The organism is Streptomyces sp. NPDC020681, from assembly GCF_044334895.1.
Lineage (GTDB): Bacteria > Actinomycetota > Actinomycetes > Streptomycetales > Streptomycetaceae > Streptomyces.
Window position 1 is genome coordinate 422,534 of record NZ_JBIRTX010000001.1, and the last position, 26,738, is coordinate 449,271.

Sequence of the window (26,738 nt, forward strand, 5' to 3'; positions counted from 1 at the left end):
ATGGTCCAAGGCCGGAGCAGCATCGCACAGGGCAAGAGCCGGTTCGACGACATCTACGACGAGCCCGACCCGCGCGCGTACTTCCGTACGCTCGCACCGTTGTCGTACGAGATTCCACACCAAGCCCAGCCGGTTTTCCGTCACACGCTCGCCGAGCGCGCGGCTGCCCATGGCGCGGGCGGTGGCCAGGTCACCGTTCTCGACGTGTGCTGTTCGTACGGCATCAACGCCGCGCTCCTCAACCACGATGTGACGCTCGACGAGCTGTACGCGCACTACACGGGCCGCGAGGCCGAATCACTGACCACCGCCGAACTCATCGAGTGGGACAAGCAGTTCTACGCGGAGCGTCGCCGCCCGGAGGCGACGCCGGCCATCGGTCTCGATTCCGCGGGCCGGGCCGTCGACTACGCGCTGGCCGTAGGCCTGCTCGACCAGGGGTACGCCGAGAATCTGGAGCAGCACGCGCCGAGCCCCGGGCTGCGGCGCGCGGTCGCGGAGACCGGGCTGATCACGGTCACCGGAGGAATCGGCTATATCACCAGCCGCACCTTCGACGCGCTGATGCAAAGTGCGCGGCTGCCGGTCTGGGTGAGCGCGTTTGTGCTGCGCACCGTCCCGTACCAGCCGGTGATCGCGGGTCTGGCCCGCTACGGCCTGGTCACCGAGTCGGACCAGTCCCGGACCTATCCGCAGCGGCTGTTCACCGGTCTGGCCGAACGCCGCCATGCCGTCGAGCAGACGCTCCTGACCGGTCACGACCCGTCCGGCCTGGAGACACGAGGCCGCTACTACACGCATCTGTACCAGTCGCGACCCCGGGCAGCCTGGGCGCGTACCGGTACAAATAGTTAGAATTCGAACATGGGAGAGCGGCCTGTCGCGTCGACTGCGCCCGAACTCGTCCTCGAAACCGACGCGGGCTCCACGGTGATGAGTCCGGGCCGGGACTACCACGTCGGGCGCGACCCCTTGAGCGACATCGTCATCGACGATGCCCGGGTGTCCTGGCACCACGCGGTGCTGCGGCCCAACGGCGGGCACTGGACGCTCGAGGACGAGGACAGCACCAACGGCACCTTCGCCGAGGGCCGGCGCGTCCACGAGTGGGACGTGGGACCGGGCAGCGTCATCCGGTTCGGCAATCCCGCGGACGGTCCGCGGGCGGTCCTCGTCGACCCGCATCCAGCCGCTCCCGAACCGCTGCCGGCCGCTCCGGAACCGCAGGCTCCGGCTCCGGAACCGAAGGCTCCGGCTCCCGAACCGAAGGCTCCGGCTCCCGATCCGCGCGCTCAGGCTCCCGAACCGCGGGCGTCGGCGCCGGACCGCCCGTCCGGCGTCTTCATGCCGTCCACGACCGGCACCTTCCGGCAGCCGACCACCGTGCGCCCGCTCCCGGTGCACACGGTCCGGATCGGCCGCGGCGCGGACAACGACCTGGTCATCGACGATCTGATCGTCTCGCGCCGCCATGCGGAGCTGCGGGCGCACCCGGACGGCACGTACGAGATCGCCGACCTCGGCTCGCACAACGGCACGTTCCTCAACGGCGGGCGCGTCGAAAGCGCCCAGATCTCGCCCGGTGACATCGTCGGCATCGGCCACTCGGCGTTCTGCCTGGTCGGCGACCAGTTGCAGGAGTACGTCGACACCGGCGAGGTCTCGCTCGACGTACAGGATCTGGCGGTCACCGTGGACCGCGGCCGCAAGACACTGCTCGACCATGTCTCCTTTCCCGTCGGCGAGAAATGCCTGCTTGCCGTGGTCGGGCCGAGTGGCGCCGGAAAGTCCACGCTGCTCAACGCGCTGACCGGGCTGCGGCCCGCCGACCACGGCACCGTCCTGTACGACGGGCGCGATCTCTACCGCGACTACGCCGAGCTGAGGCAACGCATCGGCCTGGTGCCGCAGGACGACATCCTGCACTCGCAGCTGACCGTGCGCCGTGCGCTGGGATACGCCGCCGAGCTGCGCTTCCCGCAGGACACGGCGAAGACGGAACGGCAGGCCCGGGTGGCGGAAGTGGTGCGCGAGCTGGGTCTTGAGCAGCGGGCGGGACAGCCGATCCACAGCCTGTCCGGTGGGCAGCGCAAGCGGGTGAGCGTGGCGCTGGAGCTGCTGACGAAGCCTTCGCTGCTCTTCCTCGACGAGCCGACCTCGGGACTCGACCCCGGCATGGACCGCTCGGTGATGCACATGCTGCGCGGTCTCGCCGACGACGGGCGGACCGTCATCGTGGTCACGCACAGTGTGCTCAGCCTGGATGTGTGCGACCGGCTGCTGGTGCTCGCGCCCGGCGGCAAGATCGCGTACTTCGGGCCGCCGGAGGACGCGCTGCCCTTCTTCGGCTTCGAGCAGTGGCCGGAGGCCTTCGAGGCGTTCGAGAACGACCGGGAGAGGGACTGGGCCGGAACGTACGGCGCCTCGCCGTTCCACCGGCAGTACATCGCGGGCTCCACCGCCCTCCCGCGTCTGCCGCAGAACGCGGAAGCCGACTTCGTCGCGCCGCCGCCGAAGGCGCAGAGCTGGGGCTCGCAGCTCCGCACGCTGGTGCGCCGGTACGCGGCCGCGCTCGGCGCCGACCGGACGTTCCTGGTCATCATGATCGCGCTGCCGTTCGTGATGGGCGCGATGACCCGCGCGCTCGCCGGCAGCCGGCTCACCCAGGAGACGGCGATGAACGCACTGCTCATCCTGTGCGTGGGCGGCGTGCTGACGGGCGCCGCCAATGCCGTACGGGAACTGGTCAAGGAACGGGTGATCTACCGGCGCGAGCGGGCCGTCGGGCTTTCCAGATCCGCGTATCTGATGTCCAAGGTCGTGGTGCTCGGCACCATCACGGTGCTCCAGGCCGTCGTCCTGACCCTCGTCGGTCTCGTCGGCGTCGACCTCAACGCGCCCGGCGGCAAGGGTGTGCTGATGCCGCCGCTGGTGGAGATCACCCTGGCCGTGGCGCTGCTGTCGTTCACGGCGATGATGCTCGGCCTGCTGGTGTCCGCGCTGGTGCGCAAGGAGGAGGTCACCATGCCGCTGCTGGTGCTCCTCGCCATCGTCCAGGTCGTGTTCTGCGGGGCCCTGCTGAAGCTGGACGGGGTCCCGGGCATCGAGCAGCTGGCGTGGCTGATCCCGTCCCGCTGGGCGCTGGGCGCGATGGCGGGCACGATCGGCCTGTCCAGGATCGTCCCTGGCAAGCTGACGACGGATCCGCTCTTCGAGCACTCCGCGGGCGTGTGGCTGCTCAACATGGGAATGCTGGTGGTCCTCTCGCTGGTCTTCGGATACGCGGTCGCCAAGCTGCTGCGCCGCCATGAACCCGCCGTGATGCGGAAGTAGGCGCGATGACGATCGAGGACTTCCGTGCGACGCATGTCGTCCCGCACGACGGGCTGGCCGCCTGGGAGGCCCCGGACGTGTCCCGGCCGACCGAGCCGCTGGACCCGCTGCTTCCGGTGCGGCTGATCGACCGGCGCGGGGACTGGGGCCGGATCGTCTGCGCCAACGGCTGGTCCGCATGGGTGGACGGCCGGCTGCTGGTCGCGGTGCCGCAGGAGCCGCCGGCGGCCGGTCAGCCGCTCGCGCGCACCGCCGATCCGCGTCCGCTGTTCGCTCGGGTCGAGGAGTCGCTGAGCCAGTACCGGCGCGCGGCGGAGGACCTCGCGGCAGGGCGGCTGGACGGCGAGGCCTTCCGCCGCCGTACCAGGGGTCTGCGGGTCGGAATGGTCGTCGACGGCGAGTCGGTCTGGCTGTACGACGCGGAGCACGAGCGCTGGGTGTACTGCGACGGGACGCGGCTGAGCACCTACGCGGCCTCGGCGGAGCCAGTGGGTCCGGAGGCGACCCAGGTCGTGGATCCGCGGCAGCCGCCGCCGGAGGAGCCCGGGGACACCCGTGTCGTACCGCCCGCCGGGCCGGTGACGGGACCGTCCGGGCAGCCCGGTGACGTCTGATGGCCCGCGACCCGAGTCTTCCGGCCGGACGGCCGTCCGAGCTCATCGGGAAGCAGATCGCGGGCTATCGCGTCGAGCGGGAGATCGGCCGCGGCGGGATGGCGGTCGTCTACCGCGCGAAGGACCTGCGGCTGGACCGTACCGTCGCGCTCAAACTGCTCGCGCCCGAACTCGCCCGCAACGACACCTTCCGCAAGCGGTTCACGCACGAGTCGCATGTCGCGGCCGCCATCGACCATCCGCATATCGTGCCGATCTTCGAGGCGGGCGAGACCGACGGGATCCTGTACATCGCCATGCGCTTTGTCGCAGGTCAGGATCTGCGTGCGCTCCTCGACCGGAAAGGGCCGCTGTCGGTGCGGGTCGCGGCCCGTATCGCCGCGCAGGTCGCCTCAGCGCTGGACGCCGCGCACGACCACGAACTGGTGCACCGGGATGTGAAACCGGGCAACATCCTGGTCGCCGAGGGCACCGACAAGGACCACCCGGAGCATGTCTATCTCACGGACTTCGGGCTGACGAAGAAGTCACTGTCGCTGACCGGGTTCACGCACGTCGGGCAGTTCGTCGGAACGCTCGACTATGTCGCGCCCGAGCAGATCTCGGGACGGCCGGTGGACGGCCGCTGCGACGTCTACAGCCTCGCGTGCGTCGTGTACGAGTCGATGGCCGGGGCTCCGCCGTTCCAACGCGACGACGACATGGCGCTGTTGTGGGCGCATCAGTTCGATCCGCCACCGCCGTTGACCGACAAGCGGCCCGATCTGCCGGCCGCTGTCGACGCCGTGCTGGCGAAGGCCCTGGCCAAGAGTCCGGACGAACGGTACGACTCCTGCCTGGAGTTCGTGGGGGCGCTGCGCGTCGCGGCGGCGGGCGGAGTGCAGGAAAGCCATCCGCCGACACTGGTGGATCTGGCCGCCGCTGCCTCGTCGAAGGTCCGTGAGGTAAAGGACCCGCCGCTGCCGCCACGCTGGGCGCGGCCGGTCTTTCCGGAACTGCCAGGCGAGGGCTAGGGCTGGTCCGGTTGAGGCTTGTCCGGGTCCACCTCGCCGCGGCGGTGGACCCGGAGCGCGAGCAGGCTCCCCAGGAATCCGGTGGCCAGTCCCCACAGCGCCGCAAGTCCCAGCGCCGACCAGAGCCGCGGCCGCAGCGACACCTCACCGGCGAGGCCGCCGCCGATGTCCCCGATGCCGAACAGTGACAGGCCGTAGTGCGCGAAGACCCGCGCGACGAGACAGATCGTCAGCACCGTGAGGACGAGTGCCACCGCCATGTGCACGGCGTGCTGCCACGGCCGCATCCGCGCGGGTGAACGTACGGCCATCAGAAACGCGGCCGCCAGCAGCAGCACCGCGGCCACCACCATCAGCCACCAGACACGGCTGTCGTATTCGGAGAGCGTGCTCAGATTGAGCGTGGACTGCTCGGGCGTGCGCAGCACCTGGTCCAGCACCTTCGGCATGGGCAGCCCGAAAGGCCCCTCCACCTTGCCCTCCCAGGACGCGCCGAGGCCGAGCGTGAAGGCGAGCCAGGTGAGGTTCGGAAGTCCCAGCAGGATCACGGCGAAGGTCTCGGCCGCGTGACCCTGCGTCGCCGCCACCACCAGGCCGATGACCAGGCCCACCGCGACGCAGGCGAGCAGCAGCGCGACCATGGCGTATGCGGCGGGGCGTACCGATTCCTGGAAACGCAGCAGCCGGGGCGGGAGCGGGGCTCCTCTTGAGACGAGCAGGGCCAGCACGATCAGGCCCGCCAGCCACAGCAGTCCGAACACGAGCGTGAGGGCGATGTCGGCGCGGAAGCCGACCTTGGGCGAGGCGTCGAGCAGCTCGCCGATGTCGGAGACCGCTCCCTCGCCGAGCGGGATGTCGAAGGTGTGGCGCGCCAGCAGCGACAGGGCGATCAGCGCGACGGCCCACACGGCTGCCAGCCTCCCGGCCCAGCCCGCCAGTTCACGGGCGCCGGCCACGGCACGGTGCCGCAACGGCCGCAGAAAGCCGGCGGCGACGACCAGCGCGCCCGCGAGGGTGACGGACAGGGGCAGCACGGTCAGGCCCGCTCGGGTGTCGGCGATGACGCCGGCGTCCCCGGAGAGCTCGACCGTGCCGCCGACCGCCATCACGACCACGGCGGCCACGATGCTCCAGAAGGCGCTACCGGGGAGGTCGGCCGCGCCCGCGGCCCACAGCCCGAGAGCGGCCGTGAGAATCAGGGCCACGAGGGTGGCGAGCACCGCCACGAGGGCCTCGCGCCAGCCGTGTGAGGCCCGTACGGCGCGGTTCTGGTCGCTGGTTCCCTGCTGACTCACGCTGCCACGCTAAGCAGCCATCGGGCGCTCCGCCCGCCGGGAGGGCCGACCGCGTCGGCTTGCGGGGCGGACGAGTACGGAGCACACAATAGGCAGGAATGCGGGTAATCGTTCCCTTTCTCGCCTTTGTCCTTACGTCGGGAAGAAGAGACCGTGAGCGCACAGCCTCCGCCCTCCGAACGCCCCACCGGTCCCCCGTCCGGCCCTCTCTCGGGCCCGACGCAGCAGGGGCCGACCCCGCCGCCCTCCGAACCACCCGGCCCGCCGCCCGGCCCGCCGAGCGGCGGCGGCACAGCGGGCGGCTCAGGGGCAGGCGGCGGAGCGGGCGGCCCGGACCAAGGAGGAGGCGCCGACAGGCCCTGGTGGCGCTCCATTCCCATCGTGGCCGGTGTATCCATCGCGGTCGTCGCGGCCGTGGTGCTGGCCGTGGTCCTCAGCCGGCCCGACAGCGGTTCCGGCTCGGGCGGCGAGGTCTTCCTCCAGGCGGCGGGCACGAGCGGACCCGATCCGTACACCCCCTCGACGTCCCGCGACGAAACTGCCGCCGACCCGCAGCCCGCGCAGCCGACCACGACCACGTCGGACGCGGCGGCGAACGAAATCCGCAGCGTGCCGGGTTCGGACCCCGGTCTGTACGGCGGCACCCGCAAGATCGCCAGCTGCGACGTCGAGCAGCAGATCACGTACCTGCAGGAGGACCCGGCCAAGAACGAGGCGTTCGCCTCCACCCTGGACATCGAGCCGAACACCGTTCCGGCCTATCTGCGCTCGCTGACCGCGCTGACGCTGCAGCGGGACACCCGGGTCACCAACCACGGCTACAAGGACGGCGCTTCGACCCCGTATCAGGCAGTGCTGCAGGCCGGTACGAAGGTGCTCGTCAACGACCACGCCGAGCCGCGGGTGCGCTGCGCCTGCGGGAACCCGCTGCTTTCGCCGGTGGAGCAGGAGGGCTCGGTGAAGCGGGTGGGTAACCCCTGGCCCGGATACCGTCCCGGGAACGAAGTGATCGTCAAGCCCACGGCCGAGGTGGTGAAGGTCTTCGTCGTCTACGACCCGGACAGCGGCACCTGGTTCTCCCGCAAGCCGGGCGGCAAGGTTGCCGACGACAAGAAGACGAAGCCGCCGGTGCACCGGCCGACCCCGGGCGTGACCACGCACATCCCGTGCCCGCCCGGCCGCGGAGGAACGCCGGATCCGAAGTCGTCCGCGACCTGCCCGCCGACCTCGCCGTCCTCGCGGCCTCCGTCGTCCCCGCACACGTCGCCGCCCACCTCGCCGCCGACGTCTCCGCCGACCTCGCCGCCGAGTTCACCACCTTCGTCACCGCCGACTACGAAGCCTGTGCAGCCTCTGCAGCCGGACGAGGAGTCGTCGGCGTCGTCCGCCCCGGCGCCCGCGTCGCCCGCCGATTCGTCGGCCTCCGGTCCCTCGGACGCCGGCGGCGCCGGCCCTCCCCTCGTCTAGCCGAGTTCCAGAGTGGTGACGCCGAAGACGCGCTCCTGCCGGATCTCGGGTACCGGCCCCGTGTACATCCGCACGAACTCGGCCTGCGGGGTCAGGCCACGGGCCGTGACCAGGGCGTCGGCCGCCTTCTGGGTCTCGGGGACGTCGACGCTGACCACCTCGTCCGGGCCGAGGTGCGCGGTGAGTGCGTCGAAGAGGCCTTCGGCGTCCTCGGGCGTGTCGGCGAACAGCGGGCCGATGCGCCGACCGTCGCGGGACGGCCGGATCACTCCGTAGCCCGTGAGCCTCCCGTCCCGCAGCGCGGCGTACGCCGTGTGCCCGGCGGTCGACAGCCAGCGGGCTACGAAGCCGCTCCGGTCGGCCGGGAAGCATGTCCGGTCGTACGCGGCGATGGCTTCGTGGTGCGCCGCGGTGACCGGCACAACTCCCGCGCCCGGTGCGCCGGACCGCTCGGGACGGCCGCCGTAGCGGATGGTGCCGTTGGCCGATGTGAATCCGGAGCGCCGGTAGTTGGCCTCCTGGGCGGGTACGGCGTCGAGGCCGATGGTTCGGGCGCCGGCGTGCGGGACGGCGGTCCGCCAGGTCGCGATGCCGAGGCCCTGGCCGCGGTGGTCGGGATGGACGAGGTAGTAGCCGAGAAAGGCGTACTCCGGCGAGTAGTTGACGACCGAGACGGCCGACACCGCACGGGCGCCGATGCGGCCGATGAAGAAGCCGTCCGGGTCGGTGGGATGGAAGCAGGCAACGTCCGAATCGCCGGGGTTCCACGCCTCCGCGGCGGCCCACTCCGCCACCTCGTGCCATTCCTCCGACGAGGCGCGGCCGACGGCGAGTCCGCCGGGTCCCGCCGTGGCGTCGGAGGTGCCGTTCTGGCTGATGGAGTGTGACTGAGGGGCTTCGCCGAGGGGGTTCATTTCTTGCTGTTGTCCCTTCCGGAGCTGTGCGGTCGGTGGAGGAGTCGGTCAGATCAGGTCCATGGCGGCCACTTCGTCGGGACTGCCGTAGCTGACCGGTCCCTGGAAGCGCCGACGGGCGGTGGCAAACCACCACACGGTAGCGATGAGCAGCACCACTCCCAGCGCGATCGGCGCGTAGTTGAAGGTGGTGCCGGTGATCGGGTAGGTGTGCGGGAGCATGAACAGCACGCTGCTGAGCACGATCCAGGTCACGGCGACCCGGGCCACGGGCTTGCCCCAGCGCCCGAGGTTCCACGGTCCCGGCTCGAACTCGTCGCTGAGGCGCAGCCGCAGGAAGATGGGCACGGCGTAGGCGAGGTACAGCCCGACGACATTGACGCCGACAATGGCGGTGAAGGCGGTGTGCGACCACCACGCCGGAATGATCAGCACCAGCGAACAGGCGGCGGCCAGCCAAACCGCCTTGACCGGAGTGCGTGTTCGCAAGGACACGGAATGCCACAACCGGGAGCCCGGCATCGCGCCGTCGCGCGAGAAGGCAAAGATCTGACGGGTATTGCTGGTCATGTTGGCGAGGCCACAGAAGAGCATCGCGCCGATCACAACCAGCAGGAGCAGCTTGGCGGCGGTCACGCCGAGCCCGTCAATGAGAATCTGCACGGGCGGGGCGGCGGCACTCGCTGTAGCGGAATAGTCGCGGATCGCGTACACCAGCGCGAGCATGAGGATCAGTCCGGCGACGGCCGAGTAGCCGATGGCGCGCATGATGCCCTTGGGCGTGTTGACAGTTGCCTTCACAGTCTCTTCCGACATGTGGAAACTGCCGTCGAAGCCGGTGAACGTCCAACTGGTGACCAGGAGACCCAGCATTGCCGCGTACACGCCATTGCTGAAACCGGTGCTGTTCACGAAATGGGTGACGAACGAGGCGGACTGATGGTGTGACGGCACCAGGGTCAGACTGACCACGATCACGACCATGCCGGTCAGCAGCCACCACACGGAGATCCGGTTGAGGGCCGCGACCAGTTGCACGGTGTAGGTGTTGGCCAGTCCCTGGATCAGCAGGATCACGGCGGTGATGAGGACCGTGCGCTGGCCGGTCACCTCGTAGCCCGGCCACTGCATGGCGAAGAACGCCTGGATGAAGGTGGCGGCGGCGTAGCCGGTGGCGGCCGTGCCGCCGACCTGGCCGACGAAGTTGAGCCAGCCCGTGTACCAGGACCAGGCTCCGCGGTGCCGCTTGGCGAGCTTGCCGGCGGAGAAGTACAGTGCGCCGCTCGTCGGGTAGGCCGAGGCTATTTCGCCCATCGCTGCACCGACGAACAGCACCATCACCGACACGGCTATCCAGCCGAAGACGAGAATCCGTGGCCCGCCGGCGCCCATGCCGAATCCGAAGGCGGAGAAGATTCCGGAGATGATGTTGATGATGGTGAACGAGATGGCGAAGTTGTCGAATGCGCGAAAACGCCGGGTGAGCTTTCGCGGATATCCCATTGCGTGCAGTGTGGCGTCGTCGTCGAGCGCGACGGCGGCGTCATCGTGATGACGGTTCCTTAACCTGGAGATGGTCGTTCGCTCGAACACAACAGGGGGCCTTTCCATTGGGGGGTTGAGAGGGGGGTAAAGGGCCCGAAGGGAAATCAGGCGGCACTGGGAACGGGAAGTCCGCAGGAGCGTCTCGCTCTGGTCAACTGCTCGCCGGGAGCGCCGAAAGCACTCCACGGCATGCGCGAGGCATACGGTCCCATGGCCGTCAGCACTTCTCTCGCCTCGAATTCCCGCTTGGCCATATACAGCGCATGCGCCAGATACGACAGGTCCAGGACCGGGGTGAACCGGTAGCCGGACACCTCGGGAAACCAGCTGTTGTAGCTTCCCGTCGCCGCGGCCAGCCACTGGGGCTGCTGCCACATCCGGTCCGCCAGCAGGACGGAGGGGTCGTACTCCTCCACGAGCGCCACGAGCGGCAGCAGCCGGATCGCCGACCAGGCCGGTGCCCGGTGGCTCAGGAACGAGGCGACGTCCCAGCGCGCGCTCGCCGTGCCGCCGTACCGGGTGAAGAAAAAGGCGAGAAAGCGGTGGTGCGCCTCGCGGTGCCACGGGTCGAGCCGCAGGATGTGCGCGAACAGGTGCCAAGGGCCCGGTGGTGAGGTCAACAGCCCCTGGGGCGCAGGGTCGCGGGGCCGCCGGATACGGGCCAGGGCCAGCTGTACGACCCAGGGCGTGGGATCCTCCGGCAGCATCTGGGCCGCACGCTCGCTCGCCGCCTGCGCGATGCCGACGAGCGTGCCGGTACGCGGGTCCGCCGCATCGGCCATCCGCAACGCCCGCAGCATCGCCACCCGCGACCAGAGCAGTGCCGATTCCGGGCCCGGCTCCTCGGCCAGCCAGCGTTCGGCGAGATCGGAGTCGGCCGCCTCGGACGCCAGCACCAGTGAACGATGGGCCCGGACTTCGAAATCGTCGCGGACCTCCGTGAGCGCGTCGTGCGCACTCAGGTAGCGGCCGGCCTTCACATCGATGCAGGCACGTGCCAACTGACGGTCGTCGGCTGCCGGATGCCAGACATACTGCCCCTCAAACGAGCCAGCAGCCACGATCCCCTCCCCGTTCCTTGCAGACGGCGCACCCGTGCGCATTCCGGCCAGGCCGAATTCGGCACGCTCGCCGTCGTAGATCCACCGGCGGGACCACACCCTACTCATCATCAAGTCGCGGCGAAAACAGTTACCCACGGGATCTGCTTCAGCTTTATTGCGTTCCACGCATTGAAGGCGCAAGTGGCTGGCATATGCGTTTTCCCGGCGGCTCCCGGAAGGGTGAACTCGCATGCATGCCTCATATGTTGAACCCTTCACCAGTTTCGTCCGCGAAGTCATGGGCAATCGACTCGTCCGTTCGCGCAGATGTCCGCCACCTCTGTCGCGGACGCTCGTTGGGACCGGCATGATCACTGCTCGACGCGTATCGCTTCTCTCGTCGGCCCTCATCGCGGCCACCCTCGCGACCGGCCTGACGGCCGGCAGCGCAAGCGCCCGATTCGCCCCCGACACCGTCACCATCGACCCCACCGGGCAGATCGCCCGGGACGGCACGATCACGCTCAGCGGCACCTACCGCTGCACGCCCCGCTCCGGCTCGGTCCTCATCGGCTCCAAGCTGATCCAGGGACCGTCGCAGGCCGGCATCGGCGGCACCGTGGCAACCTGCGACGGACAGGAGCACGCCTGGCGCAACACCGGCAATACCGACCTCACCTTCACCGCCGAGGCGGCCCGCGGCGAGGCCACGCTGCTGGAACTGAAGACATCCGGCGGATTCATCCCGGTGCCCGTCGTGCTGGCCACCCACAACAGCGAACTGGCACTCCATCAGGGCTAGTCCAGCGACTCCGCGAGAACTGACCTCAATTCAACTCCGCACCGGCCCCGCCTGCGTCTTCACCTCGGCAGGCGGGGCTCGGCATGTCTGACCTGCGAGCCCCGACGCGCCGCCGCGGGAGGGGTCACTCGAACGGTTACTGAACACCCCGGAGCCCTTGACAACGATGTCAACCAGTGGTCCAGTCCTGGCCATCGAGACCTCGACGAGGAGGCGGCACAGCGATGGCGATCGGATCGACAACCGCGGCACTCCGGCCCCCCTGGCGCCCCCGCGGCGCACATGTCGTCGCGCTCGCGCTCTCGCTGCTCATACCCGCCGACACGGCGGCCGCGGCCGCCGTGCATCCGGTCGCCGGCAATCCGAAGCGCTCCCCGCAGGTGTTCCCGAAACCCCGGTCGCTGAAGAGCCGCACGGACAGCGTCCGCATCCCGTCCGCCGTGACGCTGGTCGCCGGGGCGGACACCGACGCCGCCGCGCTCACCGTGGTCCGCTCGGTGCTGCGCGATGCCGGCGTCCGCACCATCGAGCAGGTGGACGACCACACCCCGGTCCGCGGCGGGCGGTTCGTCGTCCATGTCGGCGGACACAAGGAGAACGCCGCGACCAACGACGCGCTGAGCGCACTCGGCGTCCAGGGCGCCGAGATGATGGCGGCCGAGGGCTATGTCCTCGCGGTCGGTGAGGGCCGGGACGGACGCGACCACATCGTGCTGAGCGGGGTGGACACGGCCGGTACGTACTACGCCGCGCAGACGCTGCGTCAGCTGGTGCACGGTCCGCGGCTGCGCGGAGTGGTGATCCGCGACTGGCCCTCGCTGCGCCGGCGCGGCGTGGTCGAGGGCTTCTACGGACCGCCGTGGTCGCACCGGCAACGCCTGGCCGACCTCGACTGGTTCGGCCGGCACAAGATGAACTTCTACGTCTACACGCCGAAGGACGACCCGTATCTGCGGGCCGAGTGGCGCAAGCCGTATCCGGCCGCGGATCTCGCCCGCATCGGAGAGCTGGTGCGCCGCGCCCGGGCGAACCATGTGGAGTTCGGCCATGTCCTCTCCCCCGGCCTGTCGGTCTGCTACTCCAAACCGTCCGAGGCCGACGCGCTGACCGCCAAGTTCGAGTCGCTGTGGGCGCTGGGCGTACGCAGCTTTGTCGTCGCCTTCGACGACATCGACTACCAGCGGTGGAACTGCGACGAGGACCGGGAGATCTTCGGCACCGGACCGGCGGCCGCCGCGGGCGCACAGGCGCATCTGACGAACGCGGTGCAGAAGGCGTTCATCGCCGAGCACCCGGAGGCCGAGCCCTTGCAGATGGTGCCCACGCAGTACTGGGGCAGCGACAGCACCGACTACACCCGGCGCCTCGCGCAGGAGCTCGATCCCGAAGTCGTCGTCCAGTGGACCGGCGTCGATGTCATCGCGCCGAGGATCACAAGGGCCGATGTGGCGGCCGCGCGTGAGGTGTTCGGGCATCCCGTCCTGCTGTGGGACAACTACCCGGTCAACGACTATGTCCAGGGGCGGCTGCTGCTCGGGCCGTTCACCGGGCGCGAGGCGGGACTCGGCGAGTCCGCCATCGGGCTGACCGCCAACCCGATGCCGCAGGCCCAGGCGTCCAAGACCTCGCTCTTCGGCGTGGCCGACTACGCCTGGAACGACGCGGCGTACGACCCCGAGCGGGCCTGGGCAGCCGGTCTCGACGAGCTCGCCGGCGGCGACGAGGGCACCGCGGAGGCCCTGCGCGCCTTCGCGAGCGTCCACTACTCCTCCCGGCTCGACCCGCGGCCCGCCCCCGAACTCGCCGCGCGGATCGAGGAGTTCCGTCGCACCGGAAGGGCCGCACCGCTCTACCGTGCGCTGCGTGCGGTCCACGAGTCGCCGTCAAGGCTGCGTGACCGGCTGGAGGATCCCGGCTTCCTCACCGAGACCGGTCCCTGGCTCGACGCCACCGAGGCCTGGGGCCGGGCGGCGCTCACCGCGCTGGACATGCTGACCGCTCAGCGGGCGGGCCACGGCGCCGAGGCGTGGGCGGCCCGGCAGTCGTTGCCTTTACTGATCGCCAAGGCGAAGTCGTTCACGTGGGTCGGGCTCGACCCGAACCGGAGGGTGCCGGTCGAACTCGACCCGGTCATGGAGGAGTTCGTCCGCTGCGCGCTGGAGGAGAACACCCGCTGGCTGGGCCTCTCCCAGCCGTCGCCGGTCACCAACCTGCCGCCGCTCGACGGCCGCTTCCCGGCCTCCCACATGACCGACGGGGATCCGGGAACGTACTTCTGGGGCGCGGCCGCCGCTGGGGCCTGTCGTCTGGATCAGGCCGGATCAGTGAGCGGGGTCTGGTGCCGTGGATCGCAAGGCGGAGGAGGGAGGCATGGCGGAGCCATGCCGACTGACGACAACGCGGCGAGGCGCGGTGCCAGGGCACGCGAGCCCGGCAAGATCCAGCCGACAGGCCCCGGGCCGGGGCATGTCGCCGGGGTCGACCTGGGCCGCCCGCGGCCGGTCACCGACGTCGAGGTGGCGATGGGCAAGAGCGGCAGTCCCGACGACTACATCCATGAGGGCGTCGTCGAGTACTCGGCCGACGGCTCGACATGGAAGCAGGGCCCGGCGTTCGCGGGCGAGGCGACCGTGCGGGCCGAGCTGCCGGCCGGGGCCGTGGCGCGGTATGTCCGGCTGCGCGCGACGAGGGCGCAGGAAAACTGGGTGGCGGTAAGGGAGTTCACCGTCGGCCGCGGCGATGCGGTCACAGTCTCGGGCACGCCCGCTCCGGCCGCGGGCAGCGGATTCGCACTCGCCGCCGACGAGAACGCGGGCACGGCGTACGAGGCGGCAACCGCCCCCTCCTCCGGCGACGCGCTCACGGCCGCCCTGCCCGGGGCACGCGAGCTGCGCCGGGTGCTGGTGCTCCAGCCCGGCACGGACACCGCGGACGGCATGGTCCAGGTGCACACCGCCAAGGGCTGGGCCACGCTCGGCCCGCTCTCCGGCCGGGGACTGACCGAACTGCCCGCCCGCGGACTGACCGCGGACGCGGTGCGTGTGCGCTGGGCCGAAGGCCGCAGGGCGCCGCAGGTGTCGGAGATCCTTCCGGTGTACGCCGACGCCGCGCCTGCTTCGGTCGCCTTCGCACCCGCCAACGCGACCTTGGACACCGGCGGTTCGGCGGCGGTCACCGCCACGCTCACCTCGACCCGCTCCGAGGATCAGCGGCTCACCGTCGAGGCGGACCCGCCGCAGGGCCTCACGGTCGAACCGGCCCGCCGTGAGCTCAGCCTGCCGCGCGGCGGCCGAACGGAGATCAAGCTGCGGTTGAGGGCGGCAGAGAACCTTGCGACCGGCACATACCGGATCCCGGTCACCGTGCGCGGCAAGCACGGCACCCCGCCCGCCACCACGACCCTCACTGTGACGGTCTGGCCGCGCACCTCGGCCGCGAATGTGGCGCTGGCGACGGCCGGAGCGAGCGCCGACGCCTCACAAGTGGAGGACGACGCACCGCAGTTCGCCGCCGCAAAGGCCATCGACGGCGAGCACTGGACGACGGCGGCGACGGTGACGGACAGCCCGGGCGGCACGGAGTCGGTGCGGCTGGACGCTCCCGGGACCCGGTTCGTACGGATGCAGGGGCTCGGGCGGGCGTCCGGCTTCGGCTGTTCCGTCTACGAGTTCGAGGTCAATGCCGTCGCCGAAAACGGCGAGTGAGCGGGCCATTGACATGCTTCGGACGACCATGAAAGCTTTCCCGCACTCAGTTCGGACAACGTTGTCAGCAAGGGGCGCTCGGATGCGACGTTCAGCGAGTTGGATACGTACGAGAGCCGCCCGGGTGGTGGTGGCCGCCCTGCTGGCGGGCGGCATCAGCGGCCCGGCCACATCGGCCGCCGCCGAGCCGCCGGCCTCGCCCACCAGCCTGGTCAACCCCTTCGTCGGCACGCAGAACTTCGGCAACACCTTCCCGGGCGCGAGCGCTCCCTTCGGCATGGTCCAGGTCAGCCCGGACACCGGCGGCCAGGGCGGCTACGACTACCAGCAGGACAAGATCCACGGCTTCAGCCAGACCCATCTGTCGGGCGTGGGCTGCGGCGTGGCGGGCGAGTTGCCGATCATGCCGACCACCGGCGCGGTCAGCAGCGTCAACCCCGACGACTACCGCTCGACGTACTCGCACGACAACGAGAAGGCCGAGCCCGGCTACTACCGGGTCAACCTGAAGTCGTACGACATCGACGCCGAGCTCACCGCCACCCAGCGCACCGGCTGGCAGCGCTACACCTTCCCGTCCACCGGCGCAGCCAATGTGCTGTTCAACACCGGTAAGGCCAACCAGCGGGTGTACGAGTCCGAGGTGCATGTCGTCGGCGACCGCACGGTCGAGGGCCGGGTCGACGCCGGCAACTTCTGTGCCGGCAAGGACCGTCACACCGTCTACTTCACCGCCACCTTCGACCGGCCCTTCACGACTCACGGCACCTGGCGCGGTTCGACGCCGGAGCCGGGCGGCAGGGACGCGGCCGGCGAAGGCGGCAACGGCGCGTGGGTGTCCTTCGACGCGAGCGCAGACCAGGACGTCGTGGTCAAGGTCGGCCTGTCGTACACCGGCGTCGAGGGCGCGCGGAAGAACCTGGCGGCGGAGACGCAGGATTCGTACGACTTCGACGCGACCCGCGCGCAGCTGCACCGCGCCTGGGAGGAGCAGCTCGGCTCGGTGCGCATCGCGGGCGGCTCGAAGGAGCGGCAGAGCGCCTTCTACACCGCGCTCTACCACGCGCAGATGCACCCGAACGTGGCCGGTGACGTGGACGGCCGCTATGTGGGCTTCGACCGCAAGACCCATACGGCGAGCGGCTACACGCCGTACCAGAACTTCTCGCTGTGGGACACCTACCGGCCGCAGAACCAGCTGCTGCAACTGCTGGAGCCCGGCGTCGCCCGCGATGTCGCGCTGTCCGTCGTCGCCATCGGCAAGGACGGCGGCTGGCTGCCGCGCTGGGCGCTCGCCAACAGCGAGACCAACATCATGACCGGCGACCCGGTGACGCCGTTCCTCGCCGAGGCCTGGTCGAAGGGGCTCTTGGCCGGGCACGAGGAGGAGGCTTACGGCCTGCTCAGGAAGAACGCCACCAGCACGCCGCCCGCCGAATCCCCGTACAACGGCCGCTCCGGTGTGGAGCACTACAGCGAGCGCGGATACCTCCCCTCCGGCCTGGACCTGGGCGAGGACTGCGCCGACAAGGGCGGCGACAACGACTGCAACCACCCGGCGTCCGCGACGCTCGAGTACGCGGCCGCCGACGCGTCGCTTGCGCTGATGGCGCGTGCGCTCGGCCATGACAAGGACGCGCGGATGCTGGCGGCGCGCGGCCAGTGGTACCGCAATCTGTGGGACTCCTCGATCTCCCAGTTCCGGCCGCGCACCGCGCAGGGCACCTGGATGACGCCGTACGACCCGGTCGAGGCGGGCCACCAGTTCCACGAGGGCGGCGCGTACCAGTACCAGTGGCTGGTGCCTCAGGACCCGGCCGGGTTGGTCGAGTTGATGGGCGGAAGGAAGGCCACGGAGAAGCGCCTCGACGCCTTCTTCGTCCATGACAAGCTGCTCACCGACCCGGCCGGCACCGCGCGCAACGACTGGATCTCGCAGCCGTACGACTACTACGGCAAGCCGACCTACAACCCGAACAACGAGCCGGATCTGCACGCTCCTTACATGTATCTGTGGGCGGGCGCGCCGGCGAAGACCGCGACGGTCACGCGGGCGGCGATGACGCTGTTCACCACCGGTCCCGACGGCATGACCGGCAATGACGACCTGGGCACGATGTCGGCCTGGTACGTCTTCTCGTCGCTGGGGCTGTATCCGACGATGAGCGGCGCGGACTTCCTGGCGCTGTCCAGCCCGCAGTTCGAGTCGGCCACCGTCACGATCGGCGCATACGGCCGCAAGCAGGGCGGCACGCTGAAGATCACGGCTCCGGGCGCGAGCGACGAGCGACGGTTCGTCCAGAAGGTGGCGCTGAACGGCCGCAATGTGGCGGCCACATGGCTGGACTGGGACGCGATCGCGCACGGCGGACGCCTCGACCACCGGCTGGGCACCGAGCCCTCGTCCTGGGGCACGGACCGGAGCGCCGAGCCGCCGTCGGTCAACGCGAAGGCCGGGGCCGACCGCAGGCATCATCTCGACGCCTCGCTGCGCACCGCGTCGGACGCCGTGCCGGCGGGCGGCAGCGCGCAGACCGCACATCTGGCGGTGGACGTCCTGGCCCAGTCGCCCGGTGATGTGCGGGTCTCGGTCGCGGTGAACGCGCCCGCGGGCTGGTCCGTGAAGGCGCCGTCGCAAGTGACGCTCAAGTCCCGCCATCTGCCGGTGCAGACAACGGTTCCGCTGGCCGTCTCCGTGCCTCCCGGGGCCGCGACCGGCTCGTACTCGATCCCGGTCACGCTCTCGGCGAAGGGCATGAAGAGCGTCGTGCGCACCGCGACCGTCGAGGTGAAGACGGCGGCGACTTGCGCCCAAGGCGCCGCCGAGCAGTGCGCGGTGGATCTGTCGACGGCCGTGAACCACGACGGCACGGCCACCAAGGACCAGTCGGGGCAGGGCGACTTCGACGGCGGAGGCTGGAGCTACGACGCCGATCTGCTGCCGCGGCCCGGTCCGGTGACCTGGAACGGGGTGACGTACCAGGCGACCGATCCGTCCGGGACCGCCGCCAACTTCGTGGAGGCCCGCGGCCAGGCGCTGTTGCTGCCCGAGGGCGCCCGATCCTCGCTCCGGCTGGTCGGCGCCTCGCACAACGGGCCGGTGAACACCACGCTCACCGTCCGCTACACCGACGGCACCAGCAAGGACATCGCGGTCACCATCGGTGACTGGGCCGGTTCCGCTCCGTCCGGCAGCACCGTCGTCCTCGACATGCCGCACCGCATCAAGAACGGCCAGGGCGTCGACGGCCCGCCGGTGCGGCTGTTCGGCGACAGTGCGCCGCTCGACGCCGCGAAGACGCTGCGCTCGGTCACGCTGCCGGACGATCCGCGGGTCGAGGTGTACGCCATCACGCTGAACTGAGCCGCCGCCCCAGCGGCTCTCTCTCCCCCCCCACAGAATCCCGAGGCAGCCCATGAGCAGCAGAGCAGCACCGGCGGCGAGCCAACGTCCCACGACGACCGGCCGGCGGCGGTTCATCGGCGCGGTGGCGGCCGCGGCGGTCACCGCCGCGGTGCCCTCGACCGCACATGCACGCCCGCGCGGCCCGCGCCGCCTGTTCCTCGGCACCTACACCTCGGCCGCCGGTGGCGGCACCGGTATCGGTCTGGCCGCATACGACGACCTGACCGGCCGGATCACCGCCACCGGCACCGTCGAGGGCGTCGGCGACCCGTCGTTCCTCACGCTCCACCCGTCGGGCGGCACGCTCTACACGGTCAACGAACAGCAGGAAGGAGGGGTGACCGCGGTCCGGCTGTCCGACGACGGCCGGCACCAGGTGCTCGGCACGCGCGGCACCGGTGGTGCGGCACCGTGCCATCTGTCCGTACATCCCGGTGGGCGCTGGCTGCTGAGCGCCAACTACCTCTCCGGCAGTGTGGCCGTGCATCCGATCGAGGCGTCCGGCGCACTCGGCGCGCGCACCGCGCTGGTCACCCACTCCACGCCGCCGCCCGGGCCCGGCCAGCAGGGTCCGCACGCGCACCAGATCGTCACCAGCCCGGACGGCGGCCATGTCCTCGCCGTGGACCTGGGCACGGACACCGTGTACACCTACCGGCTCGACACCGAGCGCGGGACACTGGCCCCGGTCTCGTACGCGACGCTCCGGCCGGGAGCCGGGCCTCGGCAGCTCACCTTCCATCCGTCGGGCCGGTTCGCCTATCTGGCCAACGAGTTGGACAACACCGTCGTCGTCTGCGCCTACGACCCCGCCACCGGCACGCTGACTCCCGGCGAGCCGCAGTCCACCGGCACGGGTCCGGGCACCAGCTATCCGGCGCAGTTGGTCGTCACGCGCAGCGGCCGGTTCGCCTTCCTCGCCAACCGCGGGCACAACAGCCTGACGCGCTATGCGATCGAAGACGGCGGATCACGGCTGCGGCTGCTGGACACCGTGCCGGTGGGCGGCGACTTCCCGCGGCACATCGCCTTCTCACCGTCGCAGAATCTGCTCTTCGCGGCGAACCAGCGCTCGAACTCGGTGACGGTCTTCCAGGTCGATCACGCCGGAGGAGAACTCCGGCCCGTGGGAAACCCGTTTCAAGCCCCGGTAGCGGTCTGCGCGCTGCCTCTCTAGTCCACCGGCCCCATGCGGCAGCACGCCCCGTGCACGTGCACGGGGCGTGCTGCCGTTGTCGGAGTCAGGCCCCGCGGCGGGCCAGCCGCAGAGTGACCAGCTCGAAGGGCCGCAGCGTCAACTGAACCGCGCCGTCCACCAGTTCAAGAGCGGTGACCTCTCCCAGCGTCCGCTCCAGCAGGTCGGTCACCGTGACGCCGGCCGCGTCGAAGGCCGTGGTGACACGGGCCTTGGCGCGTCCGCCGCTCGATTCGTAGAGACGCACCACCACATCGCCGCTCTCGTCGTCCGCCAGCTTGACCGCGCTGACGACCACCGCCCCATGGTCGACGGTCACCAGCGGCGCCACCTCGCCGCGGCCGGTGACCCGGCGCTCCGGCAGATTGATGCGGAAGCCCTCGCGCACGGCGTCCGCGATCGCCGCGCCCGGCACCAGCGCGTGCCGGAACCGGTGCACGCCCTGGTCGGTCTCCGGGTCCGGGAAGCGCGGGGCGCGCAGCAGCGAGACCCGGAGCGTGGTCGTCGTGCCCGCGTCCGAGGCGCGTACGGCACGGGTGACGTCATGGCCGTACGTCGAGTCGTTGACCAGCGCCACGCCCCAGCCCGGCTCCTCCATGTGCACGAAGCGGTGGTTGCAGGCCTCGAACTTGGCCGCCTCCCAGCTGGTGTTGGTGTGCGTGGCGCGGTGGAAGTGGCCGAACTGTGTCTCGGACGCGTACCGCTCGGCGTGGATGTCGAGCGGGAAGGACATCTTCAGGAACTTCTCCGTCTCGTGCCAGTCGACCTCGGTCTCGATGTCGAGGCGCTTGGCTCCGGCGGCCAGCGTCAGCAGCTGGGTCACCGTCGAGTCGCCGAAGCTGCGGATGACCCGGACCATCGCCGCCGTCCCGGACGCGACCGCGGTGACCTCGTCGGCCTGGGTCAGGTCGGTGACGGTGTTGCAGTAGAAGGCGTCGACGTCCCAGGCGTCCCACATGTTCGGGAAGTCGGGATGGATCTGGAGGAGGTTGGCGGCAGCGCCGGGCGCCACCGTCTCGCGCTCGGCGCCGATGTCGTACGCGGAGACCACCAGGCCGCGGGCGTCGATCTCCACCTCCAGCAGCCCGTTGTTGAGGACATGGCCACCGCCCTCACGCGGCGAGAGCCGGACGCCGCCGCCCGCGGTGGCAACGGCCGCTCCGCCGGCCGCGACTCCGTGGCGCTCGTGGGGCGCCGCGTTGAACACCAGCTCCGCGCCGCCGGCCGGGTCTCCGGCGAGTGCGCGCTGGGCGGCGTCGATGATTCCGTTCAGTTCACCGGCCACCGCCGCGTAGGTCTTCTCCGCCTCCCGGTGCACCCACGCGATCGACGAGCCGGGCAGGATGTCGTGGAACTGGTGCAGGAGCACGGTCTTCCAGATCCGGTCCAACTGCTCGTACGGATAGGGGAATCCGGCCCGTACGGTCGCGGTCGCCGACCACAGCTCGGCCTCGCGCAGCAGTGACTCGCTGCGGCGGTTGCCCTGCTTGGTCTTGGCCTGGCTGGTCAGGGTCGCCCGGTGCAGCTCCAGATAGAGCTCGCCGACCCACACCGGCGGATGGGGATACTCCGCCTCCGCCTTGGCGAAGAACGCACCGGGGCTCTCCCAGCGGACGGTGGCCGAGCCTTCGAGGCTGCGCAGCCGCGCCGCCTTGGCGACCATCTCCCGCGTGGTGCCGCCGCCTCCGTCGCCCCAGCCGGTGGGTGCGAGCGAGTGCCTGGCGACTCCCTTGTCCTTGAAGTTCCGTGCGGCGTGGGCGATTTCGCTGCCCTTCATCGAGCAGTTGTAGGTGTCGACGGGCGGAAAGTGCGTGAAGATCCGTGTGCCGTCGATGCCCTCCCACTGGAAGGTGTGGTGCGGAAACTTGTTCGTCTGCGACCAGGAGATCTTCTGCGTGAGCAGCCATTTGGAGCCGGCTGCCTTGATGATCTGCGGCAGGCCGGCGGCGAAGCCGAAGGTGTCGGGCAGCCATGCCTCGTCGTTCTCGATGCCGAACTCGTCGAGGAAGAAGCGCTTTCCGTGCACGAACTGCCGGGCCATCGCCTCCGAGCCGGGCATGTTGGTGTCCGACTCGACCCACATGCCGCCCGCCGGCACGAACCGGCCTTCGGCGACGGCCGCCTTGACCTTGGCGTAGACCTCGGGCCGGTGCTCCTTGATCCAGGCGAACTGCTGTGCCTGCGACATGGCGAAGACGAAGTCGGGCTCGTCCTCCAGCAGCGCGGTCATGTTGGACGTCGTACGAGCCACCTTGCGCACGGTCTCGCGCAGCGGCCACAGCCAGGCCGAGTCGATATGGGCGTGCCCGACGGCGCTGATGCGGTGCGCGGACGGCTCGGCGGGCGTCGCCAGGACTTCTTCGAGGCAGCCGCGCGCCGCCCCGGCCGTACCGCCCACGTTCTGCAGATCGACGGCGTCGAGCGCCCGGCCGACGGCGCGCAGGAGCTCCCACCGGCGCGGACTGTCGACCGGCAGCTCCTGCATCAGCTCGCCGAGCACCTCCAGGTCCAGGACGAGATTCCACACGGTCTCGTCGAAGACGGCCAGGTCCATGCGGGCCAGTTTGTACTGGGGTTCGCTGCCCGCGGTCTCCTTGTCGCCGAGCTGGGTCGGCAGGAACGGGTGGTAGTCGAGGATCACCGGGTTGGACGCGGCCTCGATGTGCAGCCGGACGTCCTCGCCGCCCTGGACCGGCGCGCCGACGCGCACCCACTGGTTGCGCGGATTGAGGCCCTTCACCGGTGTGCCGTCGGTGCGGTAGACCAGGCCCTCGCACTGGAAGCCGGGCATGTTCTCGTCGAAGCCGAGGTCGAGCAACGCCTCGACGGTCCGGCCCGCCCACTCGGGCGGCACGGTTCCGGTCACGGTGAACCAGCTGGTTCCCCACGGAGCGCCCCACCGCTCGCCGACCGCGATCGGCTTCGCCTCGGCGGCCAGGCCTTCGGCGACCGGGACGGGCTCGCCGGGCGCGTTCCAGACCGCCACGTCGAGCGGTACGGACTCGGGGTGGACGGCGGGTCGGATGCGTTCGTCGAGTACACGCCTGAGACGGTTCTCGACGAGGCTGCGGTCGTCATGCATGCGGGGCTGCTCCGTGGGTGAGGGTGCTGGCTACCAGGTGTGGGTGGTTGTGCTGACGGTGGAGACGGTGAACAGCTCCCCGACTGAGCGCAGTTCGAACCTCGCCGCGGTCTCGCCCTGCTCGGGGACGAGACCGCCGACGTGGAACGCGGTCTGGCAGGTGCCGCCGAGGAAGCGGCGCGTGCCGTCGGGGAGTATCCGGTGCAGCTCGTAGTGGCGTACGTCGCCGGGGGTGCCCTGCCACGCGAAACGCAGGTTGCCACCGTCGGCGCCGGTGATCCGCAGGCCGGCCGGGGCCGCCGGAGTGGTCGCCGCGTCCCGGACCGCGAGCCGTCCGAGCCGCCAGCGCACCGGCCCGCTGCCGGTGAGCCGGACGCCCAGCGCGTGGACGGTGCCGGACAGGCCCGTCAGCCGCACGGTCGAGGTCCCCCAGCCGGCACCCGAACTCACCGGGAAGTAGGTGTACGGAGGTGCCTCACCCGCACCGCCCGGCTCGGCGGTGGCGACGGCCAGTTCGACCGTCACGCTGCCCGCGTCGGCCCGGTGGGTCAGCTCGACCACCGTGTCCGCGGTGAGCGGCAGCCGGGTCGCGTACAGGTCCAGCGTGGTCGGCGCGTCGAGAGCGCCGTCGACGAGCAGGCTGCTGCCGCCGCGCCAGGCGTCCGCGAAGTCGAAGCCGACCGAGGGCCGTTGGCCGGACGTTCTGACCACCCACTGGCGGGACGGCATCCGGTCCTGCAGGCCGAGATGGTTCCACTGGGCGTCGGACGTCACCTTCCCGCCTTCGTACCAGCGCAGCCCGTGCCCGGTGTTGAAGACGGTCGCGAACGGGACCTTGTTCACGGTCGAGCGGTCGGCGACGGCGAGCGCCGGGGCCCGCCAGTCGTCGTTCGGGTCGGGCTGCGCGGGGTCGAGCGACCGGCCGCTCCAGAACCGGTCGTCGGCGGCGTGGAACTGGGCCGGCGTGCGCCCCGCGGGCAGGTGGTTGCGGGTCCACTCGGGCCGGTAGAAGCCCAGTGAGACGACATCCGCCGTGTTCTCGGGGACGATCGCGTCCCAGTCGAGGGACGAGTTCCAGCCGTTGGCCTCCACGTCGACGCCGGCCCACAACTCGTAGCGGCTGCGGCCCAGTTGCTGCGCCAGCTGTCCGGACGACGCCAGGGAGCTCTTCGACCAGCGGAAGTCGAGGAACATCGAGTCGGCGGCCTGGAAGAAGGGCTGGTTGCGGTCGTTGAGCGCGCCCTGCCAGCTCACCGATCCGCTCACGGTCATCGCGTCGTACCAGGCGATGCGCAGTCCCGCGGCCGTGCCGAGGCTGTTCAGCTCCTTCACGAAGCCGAGCATGTCGGCGGCGAGCGCGCTGTTGCCGCCCGCGGTCTCGGCGTTGATGAACCAGCCGTCGAACCCGTAGGCCGTCGCGACGTCGACGAGTTTCGCGGCGATCGGGAAGTGCCCGGCGGAGTCCTTCTGCACCAGGTCGCGAGTCCACTGGAGCTGCCCGCCGAAGGCGGTGGGCGGCAGGAAGACGCTGCCCAGCACCGGCACACCGTGGCGGTGGGCGGCGTCGACGATCGGGGCGTTGGGCGCGAGTATCAGCCCCTCCCCCGACGACCCGCCCCAGAACACCAGCTCGTCGACGTACGACCAGTGGGTCGGCGCGTAGTAGTCGGCGGTGGCCGCGCCCTGGGACGGGTTGCTCGAGGTGGGTCCGAAGGAGACGAGCGACTGGATACGGGCCTGTCCGGCCCGGGCGGTGTCGTTCACGGGCGTCGGAGTGAACCGCTCGGCGAGCGGCACTGCGGCGGTGTTGAACGGCAGGTCCGCGTCGTCCGCGGCGCGCCAGGTCTTGAGGCTGCGCCAGGTGATGCCCTGGCCCGGGGTGCCGGACGGCAGCGAGTCGGGGTACCAGTAGGAGGCGTACGGCCGGCCGGTGGCTGCTCTGGCCGCGGCCGAGGCGGCGGTGCCCGGGAGAAGAGTGGGCGCGAGTGCGGCGGCGGCCGACGCGGAGAGGAAAGCGCGTCGACTGAGGTGGGGGGTCATGGTGTGCTCCTTGGTGAGGGAACAACGACGTGGTCCGGGGTGACCAACTCGGTGATGCCACGCGCCGCCAGATGCTCCTTGTCCTCGCTGCGGCTCGCCAGGACCGTGGTGGGGCGCGCCCCGTCCGCGGTGAGCCGGGCGAACGCCTCGAAGACCGGGCCGCCGGGTGCGCAGACGGAACGGTGCGGCGCGCTGTCGTCGTCGCCCGCGTCGACGACGAGCGCGAGGGTGCGGGGGTCGGGACCGTACTGCTGGGCGCGCTGTTCCTCGACGATGCGGGCGATGGCGTGACCGGCCGGTTTGACCTTTCCATCGTTGGTCAACAGGCCGAGGCTGTACTCCAGTTCCGGAAAGTCGGCCAGTTCGCGCGACACGTCGTGCGAGCACCACCAGGTGACGCCCCAGACGTCCGCGCAGTCCAGCGCGTTCACGACAGTCGCCTCGGTGAAGGCGGCGGCGTGCTCGGCCGCGATGAGTGGTGAGGGCGCGCCGACCTCCTGCAGCCAGACGGGCCGGTGCGGGTCGAGCGCCCACGCCTTGGACAGTTCGATCATGTACGCGGCATGGTGCTCGGTCGCCGTGCCGGTACGGCCGTGGCGCTGCGCGGTTCCGTTGAACACCCAGGAGTGCACGGCGGTCAGGGCCCCGACACGGGCCGCGTGCGCGGGCGTGAAGGGGTGGTCGTCCTGGTACCAGGCGGCGTCGTACTCGGCGTGCAGATGGAGTCCGCCGGGCGCGCCCTCCTCGCAGGCGTCGAGCATCCGCCGGAGCCAACTCCCCGCCTCGGAGGGCGAGATGCGGTCCGGGTCCGGATGGGGCCCGCTGGAGAACTGGTTGATCTCGTTGCCGACGGTCATGCCGATGAAGTTCGGCCGGTCTGCGAGCGCCGCGGCGAGGGTGCGCAAATACGCGGCCTGTCCGCGGACCACGTCCGGGTCGGTGAAAATATTGCGCCGGTGCCAGGTCTGCGTCCATGCGGGCAGAAAGTCGAAGCTCGACAAGTGCCCCTGCAGACCGTCCACATTGACGTCCAGGCCGCGCTCGGCGGCCGCGTCGGCGAGCTGCACCAGCTGTTCGACGGCGCGCGGCCGGATCAGCGTGCGGTTGGGCTGGAAGAGCGGCCAGAGCGGGAAGACCCGGATGTGGTCGAGGCCGAGGCCGGCGACGGCGTCCAGATCGGCGCGTACGGCGTCGAGGTCGAAGTCCAGCCAGTGGTGGAACCAGCCCTGGCTGGGCGTGTAGTTGGCGCCGAAGCGCGGCACGGACGTGCTCATACGGCTCATAC

The 26,738-nt window shown here is 70.6% G+C and carries 16 protein-coding genes; 9 read left to right on the forward strand and 7 right to left on the reverse strand.

Translation table 11 applies throughout. The features are described from left to right. From ACH4YL_RS01700 to ACH4YL_RS01715, 4 genes are read left to right on the forward strand one after another with little or no spacing between them, the layout of a single operon-like run. Window positions 1-855 carry a hypothetical protein gene (locus ACH4YL_RS01700; protein WP_398503717.1) on the forward strand — a complete coding sequence of 285 codons (855 nt, stop codon included), beginning with the start codon at window positions 1-3 and terminating at the stop codon, window positions 853-855. A gap of 9 nt (window positions 856-864) precedes the next feature. Then, window positions 865-3,333 (forward strand): FHA domain-containing protein, encoded by a 2,469-nt coding sequence (locus tag ACH4YL_RS01705; protein WP_398503718.1) that lies wholly within the window; start codon window positions 865-867, stop codon window positions 3,331-3,333. A gap of 5 nt (window positions 3,334-3,338) precedes the next feature. Further along, window positions 3,339-3,947, forward strand: a complete 609-nt coding sequence (locus ACH4YL_RS01710; protein ID WP_398503720.1) for a hypothetical protein — start codon at window positions 3,339-3,341, stop codon at window positions 3,945-3,947. Then, entirely contained in the window at window positions 3,947-4,960 is a 1,014-nt protein-coding gene (locus tag ACH4YL_RS01715; RefSeq protein WP_398503722.1) for a serine/threonine-protein kinase, read from the forward strand. Before ACH4YL_RS01710 ends, ACH4YL_RS01715 begins: the two co-directional genes overlap by 1 nt. On the opposite strand, the gene ACH4YL_RS01720 is transcribed toward ACH4YL_RS01715, so the two are convergent. After that, window positions 4,957-6,255 carry a streptophobe family protein gene (locus ACH4YL_RS01720; protein ID WP_398503724.1) on the reverse strand — a complete coding sequence of 433 codons (1,299 nt, stop codon included), beginning with the start codon at window positions 6,253-6,255 and terminating at the stop codon, window positions 4,957-4,959. The genes ACH4YL_RS01715 and ACH4YL_RS01720 overlap by 4 nt on opposite strands. Window positions 6,256-6,408: 153 nt before the next feature. Between ACH4YL_RS01720 and ACH4YL_RS01725 the strand changes: the two genes are divergently transcribed. Then, entirely contained in the window at window positions 6,409-7,722 is a 1,314-nt protein-coding gene (locus ACH4YL_RS01725; RefSeq protein ID WP_398503726.1) for a DUF6777 domain-containing protein, read from the forward strand. Here the strand turns inward: ACH4YL_RS01725 and ACH4YL_RS01730 are convergent. The 3 genes from ACH4YL_RS01730 to ACH4YL_RS01740 form a co-directional block, all read right to left on the reverse strand. Beyond that, the gene (locus ACH4YL_RS01730) at window positions 7,719-8,636 is read right to left on the reverse strand and encodes a GNAT family N-acetyltransferase (RefSeq protein ID WP_398503728.1); all 918 of its coding nucleotides are present in this window, start codon (window positions 8,634-8,636) and stop codon (window positions 7,719-7,721) included. The genes ACH4YL_RS01725 and ACH4YL_RS01730 overlap by 4 nt on opposite strands. Window positions 8,637-8,684: 48 nt before the next feature. Continuing rightward, window positions 8,685-10,139 carry an amino acid permease gene (locus ACH4YL_RS01735; protein WP_398504369.1) on the reverse strand — a complete coding sequence of 485 codons (1,455 nt, stop codon included), beginning with the start codon at window positions 10,137-10,139 and terminating at the stop codon, window positions 8,685-8,687. Between the two features lie 146 nt (window positions 10,140-10,285). Continuing rightward, entirely contained in the window at window positions 10,286-11,242 is a 957-nt protein-coding gene (locus ACH4YL_RS01740) for a hypothetical protein (protein ID WP_398503730.1), read from the reverse strand. 349 nt (window positions 11,243-11,591) lie between these two features. Between ACH4YL_RS01740 and ACH4YL_RS01745 the strand changes: the two genes are divergently transcribed. The 4 genes from ACH4YL_RS01745 to ACH4YL_RS01760 all read left to right on the forward strand — a co-directional run bounded on the left by ACH4YL_RS01745 (window position 11,592) and on the right by ACH4YL_RS01760 (window position 20,313). Then, window positions 11,592-12,026 carry a DUF6299 family protein gene (locus ACH4YL_RS01745; RefSeq protein WP_398503732.1) on the forward strand — a complete coding sequence of 145 codons (435 nt, stop codon included), beginning with the start codon at window positions 11,592-11,594 and terminating at the stop codon, window positions 12,024-12,026. A 224-nt stretch (window positions 12,027-12,250) separates the two neighbouring features. Further along, complete coding sequence (locus ACH4YL_RS01750; RefSeq protein ID WP_398503734.1) at window positions 12,251-15,730, forward strand: beta-N-acetylglucosaminidase domain-containing protein; 3,480 nt, start codon at window positions 12,251-12,253, stop codon at window positions 15,728-15,730. An 82-nt stretch (window positions 15,731-15,812) separates the two neighbouring features. After that, window positions 15,813-19,094 (forward strand): GH92 family glycosyl hydrolase, encoded by a 3,282-nt coding sequence (locus tag ACH4YL_RS01755; protein WP_398503736.1) that lies wholly within the window; start codon window positions 15,813-15,815, stop codon window positions 19,092-19,094. A 52-nt stretch (window positions 19,095-19,146) separates the two neighbouring features. After that, window positions 19,147-20,313 (forward strand): lactonase family protein, encoded by a 1,167-nt coding sequence (locus ACH4YL_RS01760; RefSeq protein WP_398503738.1) that lies wholly within the window; start codon window positions 19,147-19,149, stop codon window positions 20,311-20,313. Between the two features lie 64 nt (window positions 20,314-20,377). Here ACH4YL_RS01760 and ACH4YL_RS01765 read toward each other — a convergent pair whose 3' ends face one another. Genes ACH4YL_RS01765 through ACH4YL_RS01775 form a run of 3 tightly spaced genes read right to left on the reverse strand, consistent with a single transcriptional unit; the run spans window position 20,378 to window position 26,727 of the window. Further along, window positions 20,378-23,413 (reverse strand): alpha-mannosidase, encoded by a 3,036-nt coding sequence (locus tag ACH4YL_RS01765; protein WP_398503740.1) that lies wholly within the window; start codon window positions 23,411-23,413, stop codon window positions 20,378-20,380. A 30-nt stretch (window positions 23,414-23,443) separates the two neighbouring features. Then, window positions 23,444-25,453, reverse strand: coding sequence for an endo-beta-N-acetylglucosaminidase (locus tag ACH4YL_RS01770; protein WP_398503742.1), 2,010 nt, complete (start codon window positions 25,451-25,453; stop codon window positions 23,444-23,446). Then, window positions 25,450-26,727: a glycosyl hydrolase gene (locus ACH4YL_RS01775; protein ID WP_398504371.1), complete on the reverse strand. Its 1,278-nt coding sequence runs from the start codon at window positions 26,725-26,727 to the stop codon at window positions 25,450-25,452. Before ACH4YL_RS01775 ends, ACH4YL_RS01770 begins: the two co-directional genes overlap by 4 nt. Window positions 26,728-26,738: the final 11 nt, after the last annotated feature.

Excerpts from the sequence above, each read along its gene's own strand:
- ACH4YL_RS01730 (WP_398503728.1), bottom strand. The coding sequence starts at position 8,636 with ATGAACCCCCTCGGCGAAGCCCCTCAGTCACACTCCATCAGCCAGAAC.
- ACH4YL_RS01715 (WP_398503722.1), top strand. The coding sequence starts at position 3,947 with ATGGCCCGCGACCCGAGTCTTCCGGCCGGACGGCCGTCCGAGCTCATC.
- ACH4YL_RS01760 (WP_398503738.1), top strand. The coding sequence starts at position 19,147 with ATGAGCAGCAGAGCAGCACCGGCGGCGAGCCAACGTCCCACGACGACC.
- ACH4YL_RS01745 (WP_398503732.1), top strand. The coding sequence starts at position 11,592 with ATGATCACTGCTCGACGCGTATCGCTTCTCTCGTCGGCCCTCATCGCG.
- ACH4YL_RS01770 (WP_398503742.1), bottom strand. The coding sequence starts at position 25,453 with ATGACCCCCCACCTCAGTCGACGCGCTTTCCTCTCCGCGTCGGCCGCC.
- ACH4YL_RS01735 (WP_398504369.1), bottom strand. The coding sequence starts at position 10,139 with ATGGGATATCCGCGAAAGCTCACCCGGCGTTTTCGCGCATTCGACAAC.
- ACH4YL_RS01750 (WP_398503734.1), top strand. The coding sequence starts at position 12,251 with ATGGCGATCGGATCGACAACCGCGGCACTCCGGCCCCCCTGGCGCCCC.
- ACH4YL_RS01755 (WP_398503736.1), top strand. The coding sequence starts at position 15,813 with ATGCGACGTTCAGCGAGTTGGATACGTACGAGAGCCGCCCGGGTGGTG.
- ACH4YL_RS01775 (WP_398504371.1), bottom strand. The coding sequence starts at position 26,727 with ATGAGCACGTCCGTGCCGCGCTTCGGCGCCAACTACACGCCCAGCCAG.
- ACH4YL_RS01710 (WP_398503720.1), top strand. The coding sequence starts at position 3,339 with ATGACGATCGAGGACTTCCGTGCGACGCATGTCGTCCCGCACGACGGG.
- ACH4YL_RS01765 (WP_398503740.1), bottom strand. The coding sequence starts at position 23,413 with ATGCATGACGACCGCAGCCTCGTCGAGAACCGTCTCAGGCGTGTACTC.
- ACH4YL_RS01705 (WP_398503718.1), top strand. The coding sequence starts at position 865 with ATGGGAGAGCGGCCTGTCGCGTCGACTGCGCCCGAACTCGTCCTCGAA.
- ACH4YL_RS01700 (WP_398503717.1), top strand. The coding sequence starts at position 1 with ATGGTCCAAGGCCGGAGCAGCATCGCACAGGGCAAGAGCCGGTTCGAC.